The sequence below is a fragment of the Pseudomonas sp. 382 genome (genome assembly GCF_002759075.1).
Classification (GTDB): domain Bacteria; phylum Pseudomonadota; class Gammaproteobacteria; order Pseudomonadales; family Pseudomonadaceae; genus Aquipseudomonas; species Aquipseudomonas vlassakiae.
The window spans coordinates 291,724-308,428 of the sequence record NZ_PEMX01000003.1 but is presented as its reverse complement, the minus strand read 5'-3'; the positions used below and the strand labels follow the sequence as shown (position 1 = coordinate 308,428).

Sequence of the window (16,705 nt, the reverse complement as noted above, 5' to 3'; positions counted from 1 at the left end):
CACCGCTACAATGCCGCCCTAAACCGTGACAGCCCGAACCTATAACGACATGTCCCTTCCAAAGAATCACCTGGAACTGCTCAGCCCTGCCCGTGACGTGGCCATCGCCCGCGAGGCGATCCTGCACGGCGCTGATGCCATCTATATCGGCGGCCCGAGCTTCGGCGCGCGCCACAACGCCTGCAACGAAGTCAGCGATATCGCCGAACTGGTCGAGTTCGCCCACCGCTACCATGCACGCGTGTTCACCACCATCAACACCATCCTCCACGACAACGAGCTGGAACCTGCACGCAAGCTGATCCACCAGCTCTACGATGCTGGTGTCGACGCGCTGATCGTCCAGGACCTGGGGGTGATGGAGCTGGATATCCCGCCGATCGAGCTGCATGCCAGCACCCAGACCGACATCCGCACCCTGGAACGGGCCAAGTTCCTCGACCAGGCCGGTTTCTCCCAGCTGGTACTGGCCCGCGAGCTGAACCTGCAGCAGATCCGCACCATCGCCAGCGAAACCGACGCAGCCATCGAGTTCTTCATCCACGGCGCGCTGTGCGTGGCCTTCTCCGGCCAGTGCAACATCTCCCACGCCCAGACCGGGCGCAGCGCCAACCGGGGTGACTGCTCCCAGGCCTGCCGCCTGCCGTACACCCTGAAGGACGACCAGGGCCGTGTGGTGGCGTTCGAGAAGCACCTGCTGTCGATGAAGGACAACAACCAGACTGCCAACCTGGCCGACCTGGTCGATGCCGGCGTGCGCTCGTTCAAGATCGAAGGCCGTTACAAGGACATGGGCTATGTGAAGAACATCACCGCCCACTACCGCAAGCAACTCGACGCCATCCTCGAAGGCCGCCCGGAACTGGCCCGTGCCTCCAGCGGCCGTACCGAGCACTTCTTCCTGCCCGACCCGGACAAGACCTTCCACCGCGGCAGCACCGACTACTTCGTCACCGAGCGCAAGGTCGACATCGGTGCCTTCGATTCGCCTACCTTCACCGGCCTTGCGGTCGGCGTGGTGGAGAAAGTCGGCAAGCGTGACCTGCAGGTGGTCACCGAAGTGCCGCTGACCAACGGCGACGGTCTCAACGTGCTGGTCAAGCGCGAGGTGGTGGGCTTCCGTGCCAACATCGCCGAGCCGCGTGGCGAGTTCGAGGAAGACGGCCACAAGCGCTACCGCTATCGCGTCGAGCCTAACGAGATGCCGGAAGGCCTGCACAAGCTGCGGCCAAACCACCCGCTGTCGCGTAACCTCGACCACAACTGGCAGCAGGCCCTGCTGCGCACCTCGGCCGAGCGCCGGGTTGGCGTGGAATGGCACGCGGTGCTGCGCGAGCAGCGGCTGATGCTGACCGTCAGCAGTGAAGAAGGCGTCAGCGTGCAAGTGGCGCTGGATGGCCCGTTTGGTGCTGCCAACAAGCCGCAGCAGGCCCTGGACCAGTTGCACGACCTGCTCGGCCAGCTGGGCACCACCATGTACCACGCCAACCGCATCGAGCTGGATGCACCGCAGGCGTTCTTCATCCCCAACTCGCAGCTCAAGGCCCTGCGCCGTGAAGCCATCGAGGCGCTGACCGAGGCCCGGGTGAAGGCGCACCCACGTGGCGGGCGCAAGGCCGAGACCACACCGCCACCGGTGTACCCGGAGTCGCACCTGTCGTTCCTGGCCAACGTCTACAACCAGAAGGCCCGCGACTTCTACCACCGCCATGGCGTGCAGCTGATCGACGCGGCGTACGAAGCCCATGAGGAACACGGCGAAGTGCCGGTGATGATCACCAAGCACTGCCTGCGCTTCTCGTTCAACCTGTGCCCCAAGCAGGCCAAGGGCGTCACCGGCGTGCGTACCAAGGTAGCGCCGATGCAGTTGATCCAGGGCGATGAAGTGCTGACCCTGAAGTTCGACTGCAAGCCGTGCGAGATGCATGTGATCGGCAAGATGAAGAACCACATCATCGACCTGCCGACCCCGGGTAGCGCGGTGGCCCAGGTGGTGGGGCACATCAGCCCGGAAGACCTGCTCAAGACCATTCCGCGCGGGATGCATTGATCTGTTGCCGGTAAGGGCCATTCGCGGCTGAAGCCGCTCCCACAGGATCTGTGCTGCCTTACAGGCCGATGCGATTACTGGGGGAGCGGGTTTACCCGCGAATGGGCCGCACAGCGGCCCTGCCTTTACAGAATGCCCAGGCTCCGCGCCGTGCGGTCCACCGCAATCCGGGTCTTCTCCACCAGCTCATCCAGCTCGCTGTGGTTGGCCACCAGGGCCGGCGCCATGATCATCCGGCCCAAGGTCGAACGAATGATCACTCCCTCCTCGAAACCATAAGTGCGACACTGCCAGGCCAAGTCGTTCTCGTTGGCATAGCGCTTGCGGCTACCCTTGTCTTCGGCAAATTGCAGCGCCGCCACCAGGCCGGCGCCTTGCACCTGACCAATCAGTGGGTGGTTGGCGAACACCTCGCGCAGGATGCGCTGCAGGTACGGCCCAGTGTCTTCCTTGACCTGGCGCACGATGCCTTCATCGCGCAGCGCCTTGAGGTTGGCAATGGCCACTGCCGCCGCCACCGGGTGGCCGGAGTAGGTCAGGCCATGGGCGAACACCCCGCCACGCTCGACCAGGGCTTCGGCAATGCGCTTGCTCAGCACCAACCCGCCCATCGGCACATAACCCGACGTCAGGCCCTTGGCGATCGACAGGGTATCCGGCTCGAAGCCGAAGTATTCGTGGGCAAACCACTCACCGGTACGGCCGAAGCCACCAATCACCTCATCGGCACACAGCAGCACGTCGTACTGCCGGCAGATGCGCTGGATTTCCGGCCAGTAGCTTTCCGGCGGGAAGATCATGCCGCCCGCGCCCTGGAATGGCTCGGCGATGAACCCGGCGACATTCTCGGCACCCAGTTCGAGGATCTTCTCTTCCAGCTGCAGGGCGCAGCGGCGGCCGAACTCGGTCGGGGTCAGGTCACCGCCGGCGGCGTACCAGTACGGTTCATCGATATGCGCCACATCCGGGATCATCCCGCCCATTTCGTGCATGAACTTCATGCCGCCCAGCGCGGTGGCAGCCAGGGTCGAGCCGTGGTAACCGTTCCAGCGGCCGATCATGATCTTCTTGCCTGGCTGGCCGACCACCTGCCAATAGCGGCGCACAGTGCGGATCAGTACTTCGTTGGCCTCAGAGCCGGAGTTGGTGTAGATGGCGTGGCTGTAGTGGCCCGGCAGCAGGCTGAACAGCAGCTCGGACAGCTCGATCACTGCCGGGTGGGTGGTGTGGAAGAACATGTTGTAGTACGCCAGCTGGTCCATCTGCGCGGCGGCAGCGGCGGTCAGGTCCTTGCGGCCATAGCCGAGCTGGGTGCACCAAAGGCCCGACATGCCGTCCAGGTAGCGCTTGCCGTCGCTGTCCCACAGGTGCAGGCGCTCGCCGCCGACCATCACCCGTGGGCCCTCGGCGTTCAGTGCCTTCTGGTCGAGAAACGCGTGGATGTGGTGGGCGGCGTCGCCGGCCTGGTAGTCACGGGTATCGCGCTGGGCTTGCAGCGTGGCTTGGAACGGTGCGTTCATTGTTGTTCTCCGGGGTAAAACGCGGCGTGCAGTTGGCCCTGCCAGACCGCTGACAGTAAAAAACGGGTGGGGTGAAACGGCGCTTCAGCGCCTTCGCAGGTAGCTTTCCAGCGGGTCCTTGCTCAGGCCTTCCTGAGCCTGGGCGAGCGAGTCGATGAACAGCGAAAACAGCTCGGACTGCTTGGCGATATCGAGCTTGGTGTAGAGGTTCTTGCGGTGGGTCTTGACCGTGTCCTCGCTGATCCCCAGGCGCTCGGCCAGGGACCGGGTCGAGTGGCCGCGCAGCAGGTACTGGGCGATGCGGCACTCGCGTTCGGTGAGCAGCGAGGAGCCAAAGTTGTTCAGCGCGGCATTGATCTGCCGGCCCAAGGCACTCTCGAAACGCCCGCCCAGGGCGTCGACATCGAGGTGGCTCCACTGCCGCCGCACCGTTGCCACGACCCACGGCGCCACGCACTTGAGGTCATTGACCTGCTGGCGGCCCAGGCGGCGGGTGCTGGCCAGGGCCACGGCGATGGTCAGGTGCTCGTCGAGGGGGACGATGAAGTTGAGTTCGTCTTCCAGGTGGGCGTGCTGGTAGAACGCCAGGTAGTACTCGCTGCGCTTGAAGTGGTCAGGGGCGACGTCACTGAGGCGGTAGCAACCGGGGCCGATGCCGTCCATGCAGGCCCGGTAGAACGGGCATAGCAGGTAGTAGCCTTCGAGGTACTTGTGGATGTTGCCTTCCGGTAGCCACGGACCTTCCTCGTCCTTTTCGAACAATGCCGAGGGCAGGCCTTTGCGCGGGTAGAGGAACACGGTGATGGCCTGGCACGGGGCAATCAGCTTGAGCGCAGCGAACAGCGCCTCGACGAAGCCCGGCGAGCCCTGGGCGTCGACGACACGGGCCATCTGCACGTACCAGTCGGGCGATTTCAGCCGGTCTTTGCTCATTGTCGTGGTCCCATGCCGGGGTTGTTGTGGTTGGGATTCTTGCATGGGGCGTAGTGCACGGCCATCACCCTTCGGGGTGAGCTGATGCGATTGTGTGACAGCTGACAGGTGCTTGCCTCTGGATAGAGTCAAGGCTGACAGGTGCTGCAAGGTTTTCGGCGAACCCCTGCCAGCCTCTACGCAACCCTCACGCCCCCTCCTCAACTCACAAAGGAACCACCCACATGTGCTGCTGCCTGATGCTGTAGCAATCTTCAACTTAGCTATACAAGACCAACATCGTTGTACAATTGCTGCCCCTCAACATGGAGCCGGCATGAAGAAAAACCCACTGAGCCAACGCAAGGACGATCACCTGGATATCGTCCTGGCCGCCGGCAACAACGCCCATGGCGCAGACCCCGGCTGGTCGTCAGTGCACTTCGAACATTGCGCATTGCCGGAAATGGCCCTGGACGACGTCGACCTGAGCACCGAGCTGTTCGGCTGTGCACTAGGCGCCCCGCTGTTGATCAGTTCCATGACCGGCGGTGCCGAACGTGCGCACTTCATCAATCACCATCTCGCCGAAGCCGCCCAGGCACTGGGCATCGCCATGGGCGTTGGCTCGCAGCGCGTCAGCCTGCGCAGTGGCCAGGACCAAGGCTTGACCGGCGAGCTGCGTCACCTGGCACCCGATGTGCCGCTACTGGCCAACCTCGGCGCTGCCCAACTGCGTGAGGCCGACGGCCTGGACCTGGCACGCCGCGCCGTCGACACCTTGCAGGCCAATGCCCTGATCATTCACCTGAACCCCCTGCAGGAAGCCGTACAGCCAGAGGGCGACCGTGACTGGCGTGGAGTGCTGCAACGCATCGAAACCCTGACCCGCCAGTTGCCAGCGCCGGTGATCGTCAAGGAAGTCGGTGCAGGCATTTCCCCCCGGGTGGCGCGCCTGCTCTGCGATGCAGGCGTTGCCATGATCGACGTGGCCGGTGCCGGCGGTACCAGCTGGGCAGCCGTTGAGGCCGAACGTGCCGGCAATGCCGCTGAGCGCGAGGTCGCCCTGGCGTTTGCCGACTGGGGCATCCCGACCGCGCACTGCCTGCTGGCGGTGCGCCGCGCCGTGCCGGAAATCGGCCTGATCGCCTCTGGCGGCGTGGCCAACGGCGTCGATGCCGCCAAGGCCATACGCCTCGGTGCCGACCTGGTAGGCCAGGCTGCCAATGTCCTCAGTGCCGCCGTGATCTCGACCCAGGCCGTGGTGGAACATTTCGAGGTTGTTCTGCGCCAGTTGCGCATCGCCTGCTTCTGTACCGGCTCGCGCAACCTTGCGCATCTGCGCCGGGCACGCTTGCTGCCTGGCAACCTGACGCCGCCATGAGGCTGGCGGCTGTGGCATGATCAGCACCTCCCTTCATCCTGGCCCGCGTGCATGCTGATCGACGAAGAACTGACCCTGAAAAAGCTCGAGACCTTCCTCGCCTTCATGCGCAGCGGCAACCTCGGCCGCGCCGCCGCCGAGCTGTCCACCAGCGCGGTCAGCGTACACCGCGCCATCCACTCCCTGGAAAGCGCGTTGCGCTGCCCGCTGTTCAAGCACGAAGGCCGCCAGCTGATCCCGCTGGAAAGCGCCTATGTGCTGGAGAAGAAAGCCCGCCAACTGATCCAGGACGCCGAACAGATGGTCCGCCAGACCCGCGAAGCCGCCGGTTTCTATGCCGAGCGCTTCCGCCTCGGCGCGCTGTACTCGCTGACCGTCAAGACCGTGCCGAAGCTGGTGATGGGCCTGAAACTGCGGCGCAGCGAGCTGAACATCGACCTGACCCTGGGTTCGAACGTCGACTTGCTGCAACGCCTGAAGAACCACGAGCTGGAAGCCATTCTGGTGTCACTGGACGAAAGCGCGGCGGACCCGGCCTGCGAGCAGTTGCCACTGTTCTCCGACGATATCTTCCTCGCCGTGCCCACCGATTCACCGTTCGCCGAGCAACAGGAAGTGGACCTCGCGGACCTGGCCGACTCCACCTTCATCACCCTGACCCAGGGTTTCGCCACTCACCGCGATGGCGCCCGGGTGTTCCAGCAGGCGGGGTTCGAGCCGAAGGTGGCGATGCAGGTGAATGACATCTTCACCCTGCTGAGCATGGTCAGTTCGGGCGTGGGGTTCGCCCTGCTGCCTGGGCGCATCGCAGCGGTATACGAGAACCGCGTGAAGCTGATTGCGCTGCAGGCGCGCTACCGACTACAGCAGCATATCGGGGTGGTGTTTTTGAAGGCCCGGGAGCGAGAGCCAAACCTGCTGGCATTGTTGGCTGAATGCAGGATGTACAGCCGCGGGGCCTGACACTGTGCAACCTGTCATTTATGCCAGTGGCGGCACACTGCGCGGGAAGACATGCTCTTGCCTGGTATTGGAGCATTACTCACGGTGGCTTATGACCTCAGATCACTTATCCTCTAGCGCGCTTCAGTTGCAGGACCGCGTGCTGAAGTATACCTGCTATGGATCCGACTCGGTTACCGGTAGGAGACCGTCGTATATGAGATTCAACGGCGAACGCAAGGAAACCTGGGCGAATTGCTATTTTCTTGGTCAGGGATATCGGCTGTACAGCGCCGAATTGATGCGTTTCAACTCGCCCGACAGTGATAGCCCCTTTGCAAGCGGCGGGCTGAATGCCTATGCCTACTGTGCTGGGGACCCTGTTAATTATCGTGATCCGGATGGCCACATGCCGTCTCGCTTGCCTGGTCGTTCTCCTCGAAGTCGTAGCCTGCCCCCGAGTGGGAGCGTAACGCCCAGTCGAGCGCGGACCCGCAGCTTAAGCCCAAGTCCACAACCAGGTTTGCAAGAACGCGGCGCTGGTGCGAACCCAAGCCTTGGAGGAAGTGTTGGATCCAGCCCCCCGAGCTCATTGGGGTCCAACGCCTCAAGCTCAAATTCGGAACTGCAAGGTTCACCAGAAACACCTGGTACGCCACCACGCGCCGAGCACCTACATGTAGCGATTGATGGTCGCAATAATCCAGTGCCACCTGAAGTACTCAGAGCCCGTCTCGAAATGTTGGTCGCTGGTCAGGGTCACCGGGTTCAGCCTGGCAGTCTCCCAAATACTCCTAGACTGGTAATGCCCGAAGTACGTGAACCAACGCCAGTGTCTCGTTGAGTGAATCGACAGGGGCCGTAGAACGGCCCCTGATCTTCAACCTACCAATCCCCGCACGCAAAAATAGAGTACTGAAGGACCCATCAAGCACCCAAGTCCGGTATGGAAGGTCGCAGTCAACGCACCATAAGGCACCAGCCGCCGGTCGGTAGCCGCCAGCCCCGCCGTCACTCCCGACACAGTCCCCGCCAACCCACCAAACACCATCGCCGAGCGCGGGTTGTCCAACGCCAGCAACCGCGCCGACACAGGTGTGAACACCATCACCAGGATCGCCTTGATCAAGCCGGTGGCAATCGACAGCGCCACCACATCCGAACTCGCCCCCAGGGCCGCCCCGGTCACCGGCCCGACGATATAGGTCACAGCCCCCGCGCCAATGGTGGTCATGCTCACCGCATCCCGGTAGCCAAAGGCATAGGCCACCGCGCAACCCACGATGAATGGCAGCACCGTACCCAGCAGCAGCGACACCGCACCAATCAATCCGGCCTTGCGCGCCTCGGTGGCTTGCACCTCGAAAGCCGTGGCAACGATGGCGAAGTCGCGCAGCATGGCCCCGCCCATCAGGCCGATGCCGGAGAACAGCGCCATGTCGGCCAGGCCTTTCTGACCGCCAGTCACGGTACCGCCAACCCAGGCCAGCACCAAGCCGATGACGATGGCGATTGCCGAGCCATGCACCCGACCAAACGTCAGGTACTTCGACAGCAGCACCGACAACCACATGATCCCGCCAACCACCGCGAAGGCAGTGATCAGGCCGTTGTGTTCCAGGGCATTGTCAATGATCGGCCACATGATCAGCGCCCTCCGGCAGGGGCGACTTGCGCGCTGGCAACTTCAGGCGCATCAGGCGCCGGCAGGGGTTCGCCGCGATGGCTGCGGCTGATCACCGCGATGGTCAGCCCGCACACCAGCACCGCACCGATCGCCGCCAGCAGCGCCACCGGCCCGCCGTGCAGCGCGGTAACCACGTTCTGCTGGGCGGCCATGGCCACCACCACCGGGATGTACATGGCGCCCCAGAAGCCGACACCGAACTCGCACTCCTTGCTCATGCCGCCATTGCGGTGCATGTACAGCCGCGCGCAGATCAGCAGGATCATGGCGATGCCGACCCCGCCCACATTGGATTTGACGCCCAGCAGCACGCCCAGGAAGTCGCCGACGATAACGCCAGCCAGCGTGCATACCGCCAGCAGAGCCACACCATAGATGATCATTGTTGTTGTCCTCAGCTTGAGTCGAAGTTGCTTGTTGTTGTTCTTCGAGTAACAGCGCCGTCATCGGTTGTCGGCCACCTCCTGGCGCAACAGCGCATCGACGGTATCCCAACGGGTGGCGTCGAGGGCGACCACCCTGCCCTGTTCGAACACCGGGCGGGCCAGGCCGCTGAGCACGCTGCCCGGTGGTATCTCCACCTGCAGGCGCACGCCGCGTTCATAGGCGTTGCGCAACGTAGCACGCCAGTCGACCAGCCGGGCCATGTTGCCGGCCAGGTCATCGCGCAGGCGTTGTGGATCGAAGATCGGCCGCGCACTGCTGCCGCTCAGGTACGTGATGCGCGGGCGCCGCAGTTCGACGCCGGCAAAGGCAGCTGCCAGCTCGGCGGCCGGGCCGTCGAGCAACGCGCAGTGGGATGGCACGCTTACCGCCAGGCGTCGGGCTACGCCCTGACCACGTTGGCGAGCCCTGGCAGCGACCTCGGCCATGGCGGTGTCGCTGCCGGCGATGACGATCTGGTTGTCGCTGTTGAGGTTGGCCAGGTACACCTCACCGCCCACCTCGGCCAGCAAGCCTTCGACAGTGCCCAAGTCGAGGCCGCTCAGGGCGGTCATGCCGTAGCCCTGCGGATAGGCCCGCTGCATCAGTTCACCACGCAGGGCCACCAGGCGCACTGCATCGGCGAACTGCAGCGCCCCGGCCGTTACAGCGGCGGGATAGGCACCGATGGACAGCCCGGCAACATAGTCCGGCGCCGGGCTGCGCTGCAGCAGCCAGCGCGCCCAGGCCACCCCGGCCAGCAGCAGGCACAACTGCACGGCGCGGGTCGACTGCAACGCCTGCCTACTGTCGAGCACCGATACCTGTTCACCCAGCGCATCACTGGCCTCTTCCAGTAACGGCGTGGCGCCCTCGGGCAAGCGCTCCAGCATGCCTGCCTGTTGCGCGCCCTGGCCAGGGAAGGCAAACAGGCTGCTCACGCCGCATACTCCAGAGCCTGCCAGGGGTCCGCTACCAGACGTGCGCCATGGCACGATTTGAGCAACACCCGGCGCGCCATGCCGGCCCATTCACGCAAGGCTACCGCACCCGCCGGCGTCTCCAGTTGCACGTCGATTCGGCACTGGCCGCAGTCGAGCATGTCGAGCAGCTCGCGCGCCTGCGCCCGGGTCATGCGCTGCGGTGTACGCACCAGCAGATCGAGGTCACTGGCGCCATGCACGACGTTGCAGCCGGTGGCCAACTGGTAACCGACGCCCCCGGTCGGCCCCCAGGCCAACCCGCTGGCATCGAGTACCGGCGCCACCGAGGCCAGCGCCCGCAGGGCTGGCCAGGCCCCTTCACCGGCGCCGCGCAACGCCTCGGGGCTTGTTTGCCGCTGGATGTCGCGCACGCGCATCAGCACACCCAGGCGCTGCTCACGGCCCTGCCCGCGCACGCCCACGGCCACCCAGCCGCTAGCGCAGGCGGCACGCCGCACCACCACCGGCTGCCCGGTGGCCAGTGCCTGCACGGCCCAGGCAGGCGCGTCGCCAGGCAGGTCGGCTGCGGGCATGCCCCAGAGCAGGTCGTGTGGCTGTGGCTGGTTCATCTCAGGCCTCCTGCCACTGGCTGCGCAGGCGTGCGCGTACATCGCGCGAGGCACTGCGGTTCTCACCGTTCAACCGCGATGCCAGGTCAGTCGAATGGCCGATATCACGCACGGCGTCGGCCAGGCAGGCACGCACCTGGGCAATGTCGGCGGCACTCGGCGCCTCGGCACTTGCGACCTGCAGGCGCCGCCATAGCAAGCCCAGCGAGGCATAGCTGGCGAGGTCATAGGCCATCGGCGGCACCTCGGCGGCCAGCGCCTCCAGTTGCTCGACACTGCGCAGGGTGATGCGTGCTGCTGCCGCCTTGCCCATGGCATGCACCATCACCCCGCTGTCATCCAGGGCGATCAGCCGTTGCGCCTGGTAGCCGTGGGCCAGGAAGGCACCGGACATGGCCTTGCCGACCAGCAGGCCAATCACCGGGTGCCCCGCCAGGCGCGCTTGAGCGTAAGCCTGCACAGCCCCAGCCAATGCCTGGTGGATCCCCAGGGCTTCCTCGCGTCGGCCATAGGCCTGGCTTGGCACATCGATGACGGCAACGATGACGCGCTTTTCACCCTCGCGGTCCAGTTCGACCGCATCGCTGACAGCCTTGGCCAGGCCCCAGCCTTCTAGCAGGCCGACTTCGCCCGCACGCGCTCTTGGGAACGGGTTGTGCGCGTCCGGCACTACCGCAATGAAGCGCGCCAGGCGGTTGTCCAGTTCGCCATCGACCACTCGCAACGAGGCGGGATAGCCTGCCAGCGGTTCGCCCGCGGCCAGGCCAGGCAGCCAGTTCAGGGCACGGTTCATGGGGCATCTCCTTGGTAGAGGGCACGCACGGCGGCGGCGTCCAGTTGCGGGCAGTCGACGCCCAGGCTGGCCAGGCGTTGCAGGTACCAGGCGTGGCGGTCGGCGCGGTTGGCCGACGGCGCGTCCAGCAGGTGCAGCAGTTGCTGGCGCAGGCTGTCGACGTCGTCTGCGGCAAAGGCATCCACCAGGCCGCTGGCATACCGCTGTTCGCCACCGGTCAGGCTCCAGATGAATGGGCGGTCCTTGGCGTCGTACTCGGCGATACCGGCCTCCTGCTCGATCACTTGCGGGCCATTGAGGCCCAACCGCGCCTCGCGGGTGACCAGCAGGTGGCTGCACAGCCCGGCCGCGATGGACATGCCACCGAAGCAACCAACCGAACCTGCGATCAAGCCGATCACTGGTTGATGCGTGCGCAGTTCGACAATCGCCGCCTGGATCTCGGCAATCGCTGCCAGGCCGAGGTTGGCTTCTTGCAGGCGTACGCCGCCGGTTTCCAGTAGCAGTACGGCGCAGGTGGGGATGCCGTTGCGGTTGTCCTCGATGGCCAGCTCCAGGGCGCCGGCAATCTTGGCGCCACCCACTTCGCCCATGCTGCCGCCCTGGAAGGCACCTTCGATGGCGGCAAGCACGGTCTGGCGGCCATTGAGCCGGCCCTTGGCGATGACCACGCCGTCATCGGCCTGGGGCACGATGCCTTGGCGCGGCAGCCATGGCGACATCAGGCGGTCGAACGGGCCGAGCAGTTCGCGGAAGCTGCCAGGGTCGAGCAAGGCGCGCGCGCGCTGGCGAGCGCCCAGCTCGACGAAGCTGCGGCTTTGCAGCAGACGGGCGGTGTCAGTCATGGGCAATCTCCTCGAAACCTTGCTCCAGGCGCAGGCGCACCACGCCAGGGGTGGCGCCGAAGTCGTGGATGTCGATCTTCACGGCGGGTAGCGTGCGGCCATCGAACAGGCGCCGGAACAGCTGGCTCCAGCGGGCGCTGCTGCCGTTGACCGAGGTAACCACCTGGATCTCCAGGCGACCGGCACTGCCGGGCTCGATCAGCACTTCCAGGTCGCCGGAGCTGACGCAGCCTACCAAGGTGCGGCCGCGGCCAGGCTCGGCGGCGGGGAATTGAAAGTTCAGGGTTTCCATTTCACAGGCTCCCGGCATTGTCGAGGAACAGGCAGGCGGCCAACAGATCGGCGGCGCCACCCGGTGAGGCATTGAGCTGCAGCAGTTGCGCGTCCAGCAGGCGCAGCTGACGGCGGCCAGCGAGGCTGGAGCAGCCGCCGGCATCGAGCACTGCGCGGGCCCCCGCTTGCAAGGTGTGCAGACCGTGCGGGCCGGCGCGCCAGAGCACGCAGGTGTCACTGAGCGCGGCCATGATCGCCAGCAAGGCATCCAGCCGGGCCTGGCTTTCGCTGGCGCCGGCGGCGCGGCTGCGGCGCAGTTGGGGCAGGCCGTGTTCGAGCACCGCGGGGAAGCCTTGTTGGGCCTGTTCGCGGGCCCCCCCGGCGCCGTAGCGCTGGCGCACCTGGATGCCGTGGCTGTCTTGTGCGATGGCGGCCGGGTCGTCGATCAGGGCGATGCGGCCGGCGCGAGCAGCAACTGCCTGGGGCGCGGCTTTGACATCGAGGGCCTGGGCGGCGACCAGCAGGCCAAGGGCCCAGATTGCGCCGCGGTGGGTATTGATGCCGCCTGTGGTGGCGAGCATGGCCTGTTCGCCTGCGCGGCCGATACGGCCCAGTTCGGCGCGCAGCGGTGGGCCAATTTCGCCATGGGCTTGCGCGGCTTCGGCCATCTGCCGCAGGCAAGGCCATAGGGCCAGCGCCGAGGCGTGCATCAGGGCCAGGGTCATGTCGGCGTGGGCGCCACTGCTGCGGCGGTCGACCAGGCCGGGTTTGGGCGACAGGTCGGCTTCGTCGATGAGCGCCTCGACGGCCAGGTCGGCAAGTCGGTCGGCCTGGAAGCTATCGGTTTGCAGGTCCGGCCTCTTCGCGGGCGCGCCCGCTCCCACAGGGATCGCGCGGGTTTCAGGTACAGCACAGTAACTGTGGGAGCGAGGGTGCTCGCGAAGAAGCTGATGCGGTTTCAAGTCGTGCGCAGTCATCACCAGCTCCTGAACCGTGCGGGCGGGTTGTAGAGGCCGCCGGACCACTCGACCAGGTCGGCGATGCTGCGCGCGGCGAGCAATTCGCGGCTGGCGTCGGTGCGGCGGATGCCGAGGTCCTCGGGCAAGGCGATCAGGCCTTGCTGGCGCAGGCGCAGGGTGTTTTTGGGATCGTGACGCAGGCCGATGGCGGTGACGCCGGCCACGGCGGCGATCATCTGCTGGCGTTCTTCCAGGCTGCGCGCCTTGTACAAATAGGCAATGCCTTCTTCGGTGAGCAGGTGGGTGACGTCGTCGCCGTAGATCATCACCGGCGCCAGGGGCATGCCGGCTTTCTTCGCCACGTCCACGGCGTCGAGCGTTTCGACGAAGGTCGGTTTGCCACCTTCCTGGTAGGTCTCGACCATCTGCACCACCAGCTTGCGGCCGCGTTCGAGCAGGGTCTCGGGCACGGTCATGTCGAGCCAGGCCGGGGTCGCGTGGCGCCGGCCGCGAGGGTCGTGCCCCATGTTCGGCGCCCCGCCGAAGCCGGCCAGGCGGCCACGGGTGACGGTCGAGGAATGGCCGTCGCCATCGACCTGCAAGGTGGCACCGATGAACAGGTCGACCGCGTATTGCCCGGCCAGTTGGCACATCATCCGGTTGGAGCGCAGCGAACCATCGCGGCCAGTGAAGAACACGTCCGGGCGCTGGGCGATGTAGTCCTCCATGCCCAACTCGGTACCGAAGCAGTGCACGCTTTCGACCCAACCGGTCTCGATGGCCGGGATCAGGGTCGGGTGCGGGTTGAGCGTCCAGTTGCGACAGATCTTGCCTTTGAGGCCCAGCGACTCACCGTAGGTCGGCAGGATCAGCTCGATGGCGGCGGTGTTGAAGCCGATACCATGATTCAGCGACTGCACCTGGTGTTTCTCGTAGATGCCGCGAATCGCCATCATCGCCATCAGCACGTGCACCGGCTTGATGTGGCGTGGGTCGCGGGTGAACAGCGGTTCGATGTAGAACGGCTGATCGGCGACCACCACGAAGTCGACCCAGGATGCCGGAATGTCCACCCGTGGCAGGTCGTCGACCCGCTCCACCAGCCGGTTGACCTGGGCGATCACCAGGCCGTCGCTGAAGGCGGCTGGCTCGACCAGCGCCGGCGTGTCTTCGGTGCTGGGGCCGGTGTACAGGTTGCCGTCGCGGTCAGCCATGAAGCCGGCGACCAGGGTGACATTGGGGATCAGGTCGACCAACAGCCGCGAATACAGCTCGATATAAGTATGAATGGCGCCCACTTCGAGCAGGCCGTCTTCCAGCAGTTGGCCGATGCGCAGGCTCTGCGGGCCGGCGAAGGAGAAGTCGAGCTTGCGTGCGATGCCGCGCTCGAACAGGTCCAGGTGCTCGGCGCGGCTGACGCTGGGCATGATCATGTGCAAGTCGTGCAGGCGCTCAGGGTCGGCCTTGGCCAGCGAACGCGAGAGAAAGTCGGCCTGCTTCTGGTTGTTGCCCTCGAGCACCACGCGGTCGCCGGGGGCGATCAGCAGTTCGAGGGCTTCGACGATCCGCTCGGTGGGCAGCACCACACCGTCGGCCAAGTGACGGACGCGGTCCAGACGGCGCTGCTTCTCGGCGCGCCGCCTGGACCATTGCGGCGGTGGATTCTTGGTTATGGTCATCAGGTGACTCCACGGGTTCGCTGTCGTGGAGGCACAGTAGGACGGGGTTGGTCGGGAGATCAATCAAGCTGGGGGGATGATCGTTACGGTTGGAGTAATGGTTTGCGGTTCGAGGTGCCTGGCGATGGTTTTTCAGTGGTTTCGAGACCGAGCGCCGCCCGCGCGGCGCATCGCGGGCAAGCCCGCTCCCACATCTGTTTCGGGCCAATCTCTCCTGTGAAGCCAACAGGAACCGCCTTGTTGGCATGGCGATGCATCTCGGTGGAAGCCAACAGGGGCATGGCGATGCATCCTGGCGGGCGCTGATGCTGTTCCACCTGTATCCAGTCATGCACCAAGGCGGATCCTGTTGGCGGTACAGGAGTGACTGGCCCGAAACAGATGTGGGAGCGGCGGTGCGGCGATCCGACTTGCCCGCGATGCGCCGCGCGGGCGGCGCTCGGTCTCACAGGCGCTGCAGAACCCAAGCCAGGAACAACTCAAGGCATAAACGCACGATCCCCCTGCAGATTTGTCCATTGCGTAAGATAAATTCGCATGCCAGGATCCAGCGATCCTCCAGCGCACTCCAGACTTCACTTGGAAAATCAATAACAAAGCAGGGAGAACGCGATGACCGCGCACGCTCATACCTCGGCAACGGCTCATGTACTGGCCGAGGTCCGCAACCAGATTGGCCACCTCACCCTCAACCGCCCAGCCGGTCTCAATGCCCTGACCCTGGACATGGTGCGCAGCCTGCGCCAGCACTTCGACCAATGGGCCGACGACCCTCAGGTGCAGGCCGTGGTGCTGCGCGGCGAAGGCCCCAAGGGCTTCTGCGCCGGTGGCGACATCCGCTCGCTGCACGACAGCTACAAAGCAGGCGATACGCTGCATGAAGACTTCTTCGTCGAAGAGTACGCCCTGGACCTGGCCATCCACCGCTACCGCAAGCCGGTGCTGGTGCTGATGGACGGCTTTACCCTCGGCGGTGGCATGGGCCTGGCCCAAGGCTGCGACCTGCGGATCGTCACCGAACGCAGCCGGCTGGGCATGCCGGAGGTCGGCATCGGCTACTTCCCGGATGTCGGTGGCAGCTACTTCCTGTCGCGCATCCCAGGCGAACTGGGCACCTACCTGGGCGTCAGCGGCGCTCAGATCCAGGCCGCCGATGCCCTGTACTGCGGGCTGGCCGACTGGTACGTGACCAGCGACAAACTCGCAGCCCTGGACCAAGGGCTGGATACCCTGCGCTTTGGCGCTCACCCGCTCAAGGACCTGCAGAACCTGCTGGCCAAGCTCGGCAGCCAGGTGCTGGGCGATGCGCCGCTGGAAAAACTGCGCCCGGCCATCGACCATTTCTTCGCCCAGCCCGACCTGGCGGCGATCATCGAACAACTGCGTGCGGTGCGCATCGGCGACAGCCACCCTTGGGCATTGGCGACCGCCGAACAGCTGGAAACCCGCTCGCCGCTGGCCATGGCGGTTACCCTGGAGATGCTGCGCCGCGGCCGCCACCTGGCACTGGAAGACTGCTTCGCCATGGAACTGCACATCGACCGCCAGTGGTTCCAGTACGGTGACATCATCGAGGGCGTGCGTGCCCTGATCATCGACAAGGACAAGCAGCCGCGCTGGAACCCGCCAACCCTGGCCGGGTTGTCGCGCCAGCGGGTCGACCAATTCTTCGAAGGCCTGTGAGCC

At 65.3% G+C, this 16,705-nt stretch carries 17 protein-coding genes; 5 read left to right on the top strand and 12 right to left on the bottom strand.

The genetic code is table 11. The features are described from left to right. Positions 1-49 precede the first annotated feature (49 nt). Positions 50-2,050, top strand: a complete 2,001-nt coding sequence (locus CQW31_RS06080; protein ID WP_099814066.1) for a U32 family peptidase — start codon at positions 50-52, stop codon at positions 2,048-2,050. A 125-nt stretch (positions 2,051-2,175) separates the two neighbouring features. On the opposite strand, the gene CQW31_RS06075 is transcribed toward CQW31_RS06080, so the two are convergent. Then, entirely contained in the window at positions 2,176-3,570 is a 1,395-nt protein-coding gene (locus CQW31_RS06075; protein ID WP_099814065.1) for an aspartate aminotransferase family protein, read from the bottom strand. An 84-nt stretch (positions 3,571-3,654) separates the two neighbouring features. Next, complete coding sequence (locus tag CQW31_RS06070; RefSeq protein WP_099814064.1) at positions 3,655-4,503, bottom strand: helix-turn-helix transcriptional regulator; 849 nt, start codon at positions 4,501-4,503, stop codon at positions 3,655-3,657. A gap of 316 nt (positions 4,504-4,819) precedes the next feature. Here CQW31_RS06070 and fni point away from each other — a divergent pair, with 316 nt between their 5' ends. The 3 genes from fni (at position 4,820) to CQW31_RS32050 (ending at position 7,652) form a co-directional block, all read left to right on the top strand. Then, positions 4,820-5,866: a type 2 isopentenyl-diphosphate Delta-isomerase gene (gene fni / locus CQW31_RS06065; RefSeq protein WP_054885804.1), complete on the top strand. Its 1,047-nt coding sequence runs from the start codon at positions 4,820-4,822 to the stop codon at positions 5,864-5,866. 51 nt (positions 5,867-5,917) lie between these two features. Then, positions 5,918-6,829, top strand: a complete 912-nt coding sequence (locus CQW31_RS06060) for a LysR substrate-binding domain-containing protein (protein ID WP_054885805.1) — start codon at positions 5,918-5,920, stop codon at positions 6,827-6,829. A gap of 91 nt (positions 6,830-6,920) precedes the next feature. Further along, positions 6,921-7,652, top strand: coding sequence for an RHS repeat-associated core domain-containing protein (locus CQW31_RS32050; protein ID WP_099814063.1), 732 nt, complete (start codon positions 6,921-6,923; stop codon positions 7,650-7,652). Between the two features lie 36 nt (positions 7,653-7,688). Here CQW31_RS32050 and madM read toward each other — a convergent pair whose 3' ends face one another. The 10 genes from madM to CQW31_RS31140 form a co-directional block, all read right to left on the bottom strand. Further along, on the bottom strand, positions 7,689-8,453 hold the full coding sequence (gene madM, locus CQW31_RS06050; RefSeq protein ID WP_099814062.1) for a malonate transporter subunit MadM: 765 nt from the start codon (positions 8,451-8,453) through the stop codon (positions 7,689-7,691). Positions 8,454-8,455: 2 nt separating this feature from the next. After that, a complete protein-coding gene (gene madL, locus CQW31_RS06045) occupies positions 8,456-8,878 on the bottom strand; it encodes a malonate transporter subunit MadL (protein ID WP_054885808.1) in 423 nt (140 codons plus the stop codon). Positions 8,879-8,938: 60 nt separating this feature from the next. Beyond that, complete coding sequence (gene mdcH / locus CQW31_RS06040; RefSeq protein ID WP_099814061.1) at positions 8,939-9,859, bottom strand: malonate decarboxylase subunit epsilon; 921 nt, start codon at positions 9,857-9,859, stop codon at positions 8,939-8,941. After that, positions 9,856-10,470, bottom strand: coding sequence for a malonate decarboxylase holo-ACP synthase (locus tag CQW31_RS06035; protein ID WP_054885810.1), 615 nt, complete (start codon positions 10,468-10,470; stop codon positions 9,856-9,858). Before CQW31_RS06035 ends, mdcH begins: the two co-directional genes overlap by 4 nt. Before the next feature lies 1 nt (position 10,471). Continuing rightward, a complete protein-coding gene (mdcE, locus tag CQW31_RS06030; RefSeq protein ID WP_054885811.1) occupies positions 10,472-11,263 on the bottom strand; it encodes a biotin-independent malonate decarboxylase subunit gamma in 792 nt (263 codons plus the stop codon). Continuing rightward, a complete protein-coding gene (locus CQW31_RS06025; protein ID WP_099814060.1) occupies positions 11,260-12,108 on the bottom strand; it encodes a biotin-independent malonate decarboxylase subunit beta in 849 nt (282 codons plus the stop codon). The genes mdcE and CQW31_RS06025 overlap by 4 nt, the downstream gene beginning before the upstream one ends. Beyond that, on the bottom strand, positions 12,101-12,400 hold the full coding sequence (locus tag CQW31_RS06020; protein ID WP_099814059.1) for a malonate decarboxylase subunit delta: 300 nt from the start codon (positions 12,398-12,400) through the stop codon (positions 12,101-12,103). Before CQW31_RS06020 ends, CQW31_RS06025 begins: the two co-directional genes overlap by 8 nt. Before the next feature lies 1 nt (position 12,401). Next, on the bottom strand, positions 12,402-13,358 hold the full coding sequence (locus tag CQW31_RS06015; RefSeq protein WP_099814058.1) for a triphosphoribosyl-dephospho-CoA synthase: 957 nt from the start codon (positions 13,356-13,358) through the stop codon (positions 12,402-12,404). After that, positions 13,358-15,019: a malonate decarboxylase subunit alpha gene (gene mdcA, locus CQW31_RS06010; RefSeq protein WP_099814057.1), complete on the bottom strand. Its 1,662-nt coding sequence runs from the start codon at positions 15,017-15,019 to the stop codon at positions 13,358-13,360. The genes CQW31_RS06015 and mdcA overlap by 1 nt, the downstream gene beginning before the upstream one ends. Before the next feature lie 83 nt (positions 15,020-15,102). Further along, positions 15,103-15,354 (bottom strand): hypothetical protein, encoded by a 252-nt coding sequence (locus CQW31_RS31140; protein ID WP_158238177.1) that lies wholly within the window; start codon positions 15,352-15,354, stop codon positions 15,103-15,105. A 277-nt stretch (positions 15,355-15,631) separates the two neighbouring features. Here CQW31_RS31140 and CQW31_RS06005 point away from each other — a divergent pair, with 277 nt between their 5' ends. Continuing rightward, positions 15,632-16,702: an enoyl-CoA hydratase/isomerase family protein gene (locus tag CQW31_RS06005; protein ID WP_099814056.1), complete on the top strand. Its 1,071-nt coding sequence runs from the start codon at positions 15,632-15,634 to the stop codon at positions 16,700-16,702. Positions 16,703-16,705 lie beyond the last annotated feature (3 nt).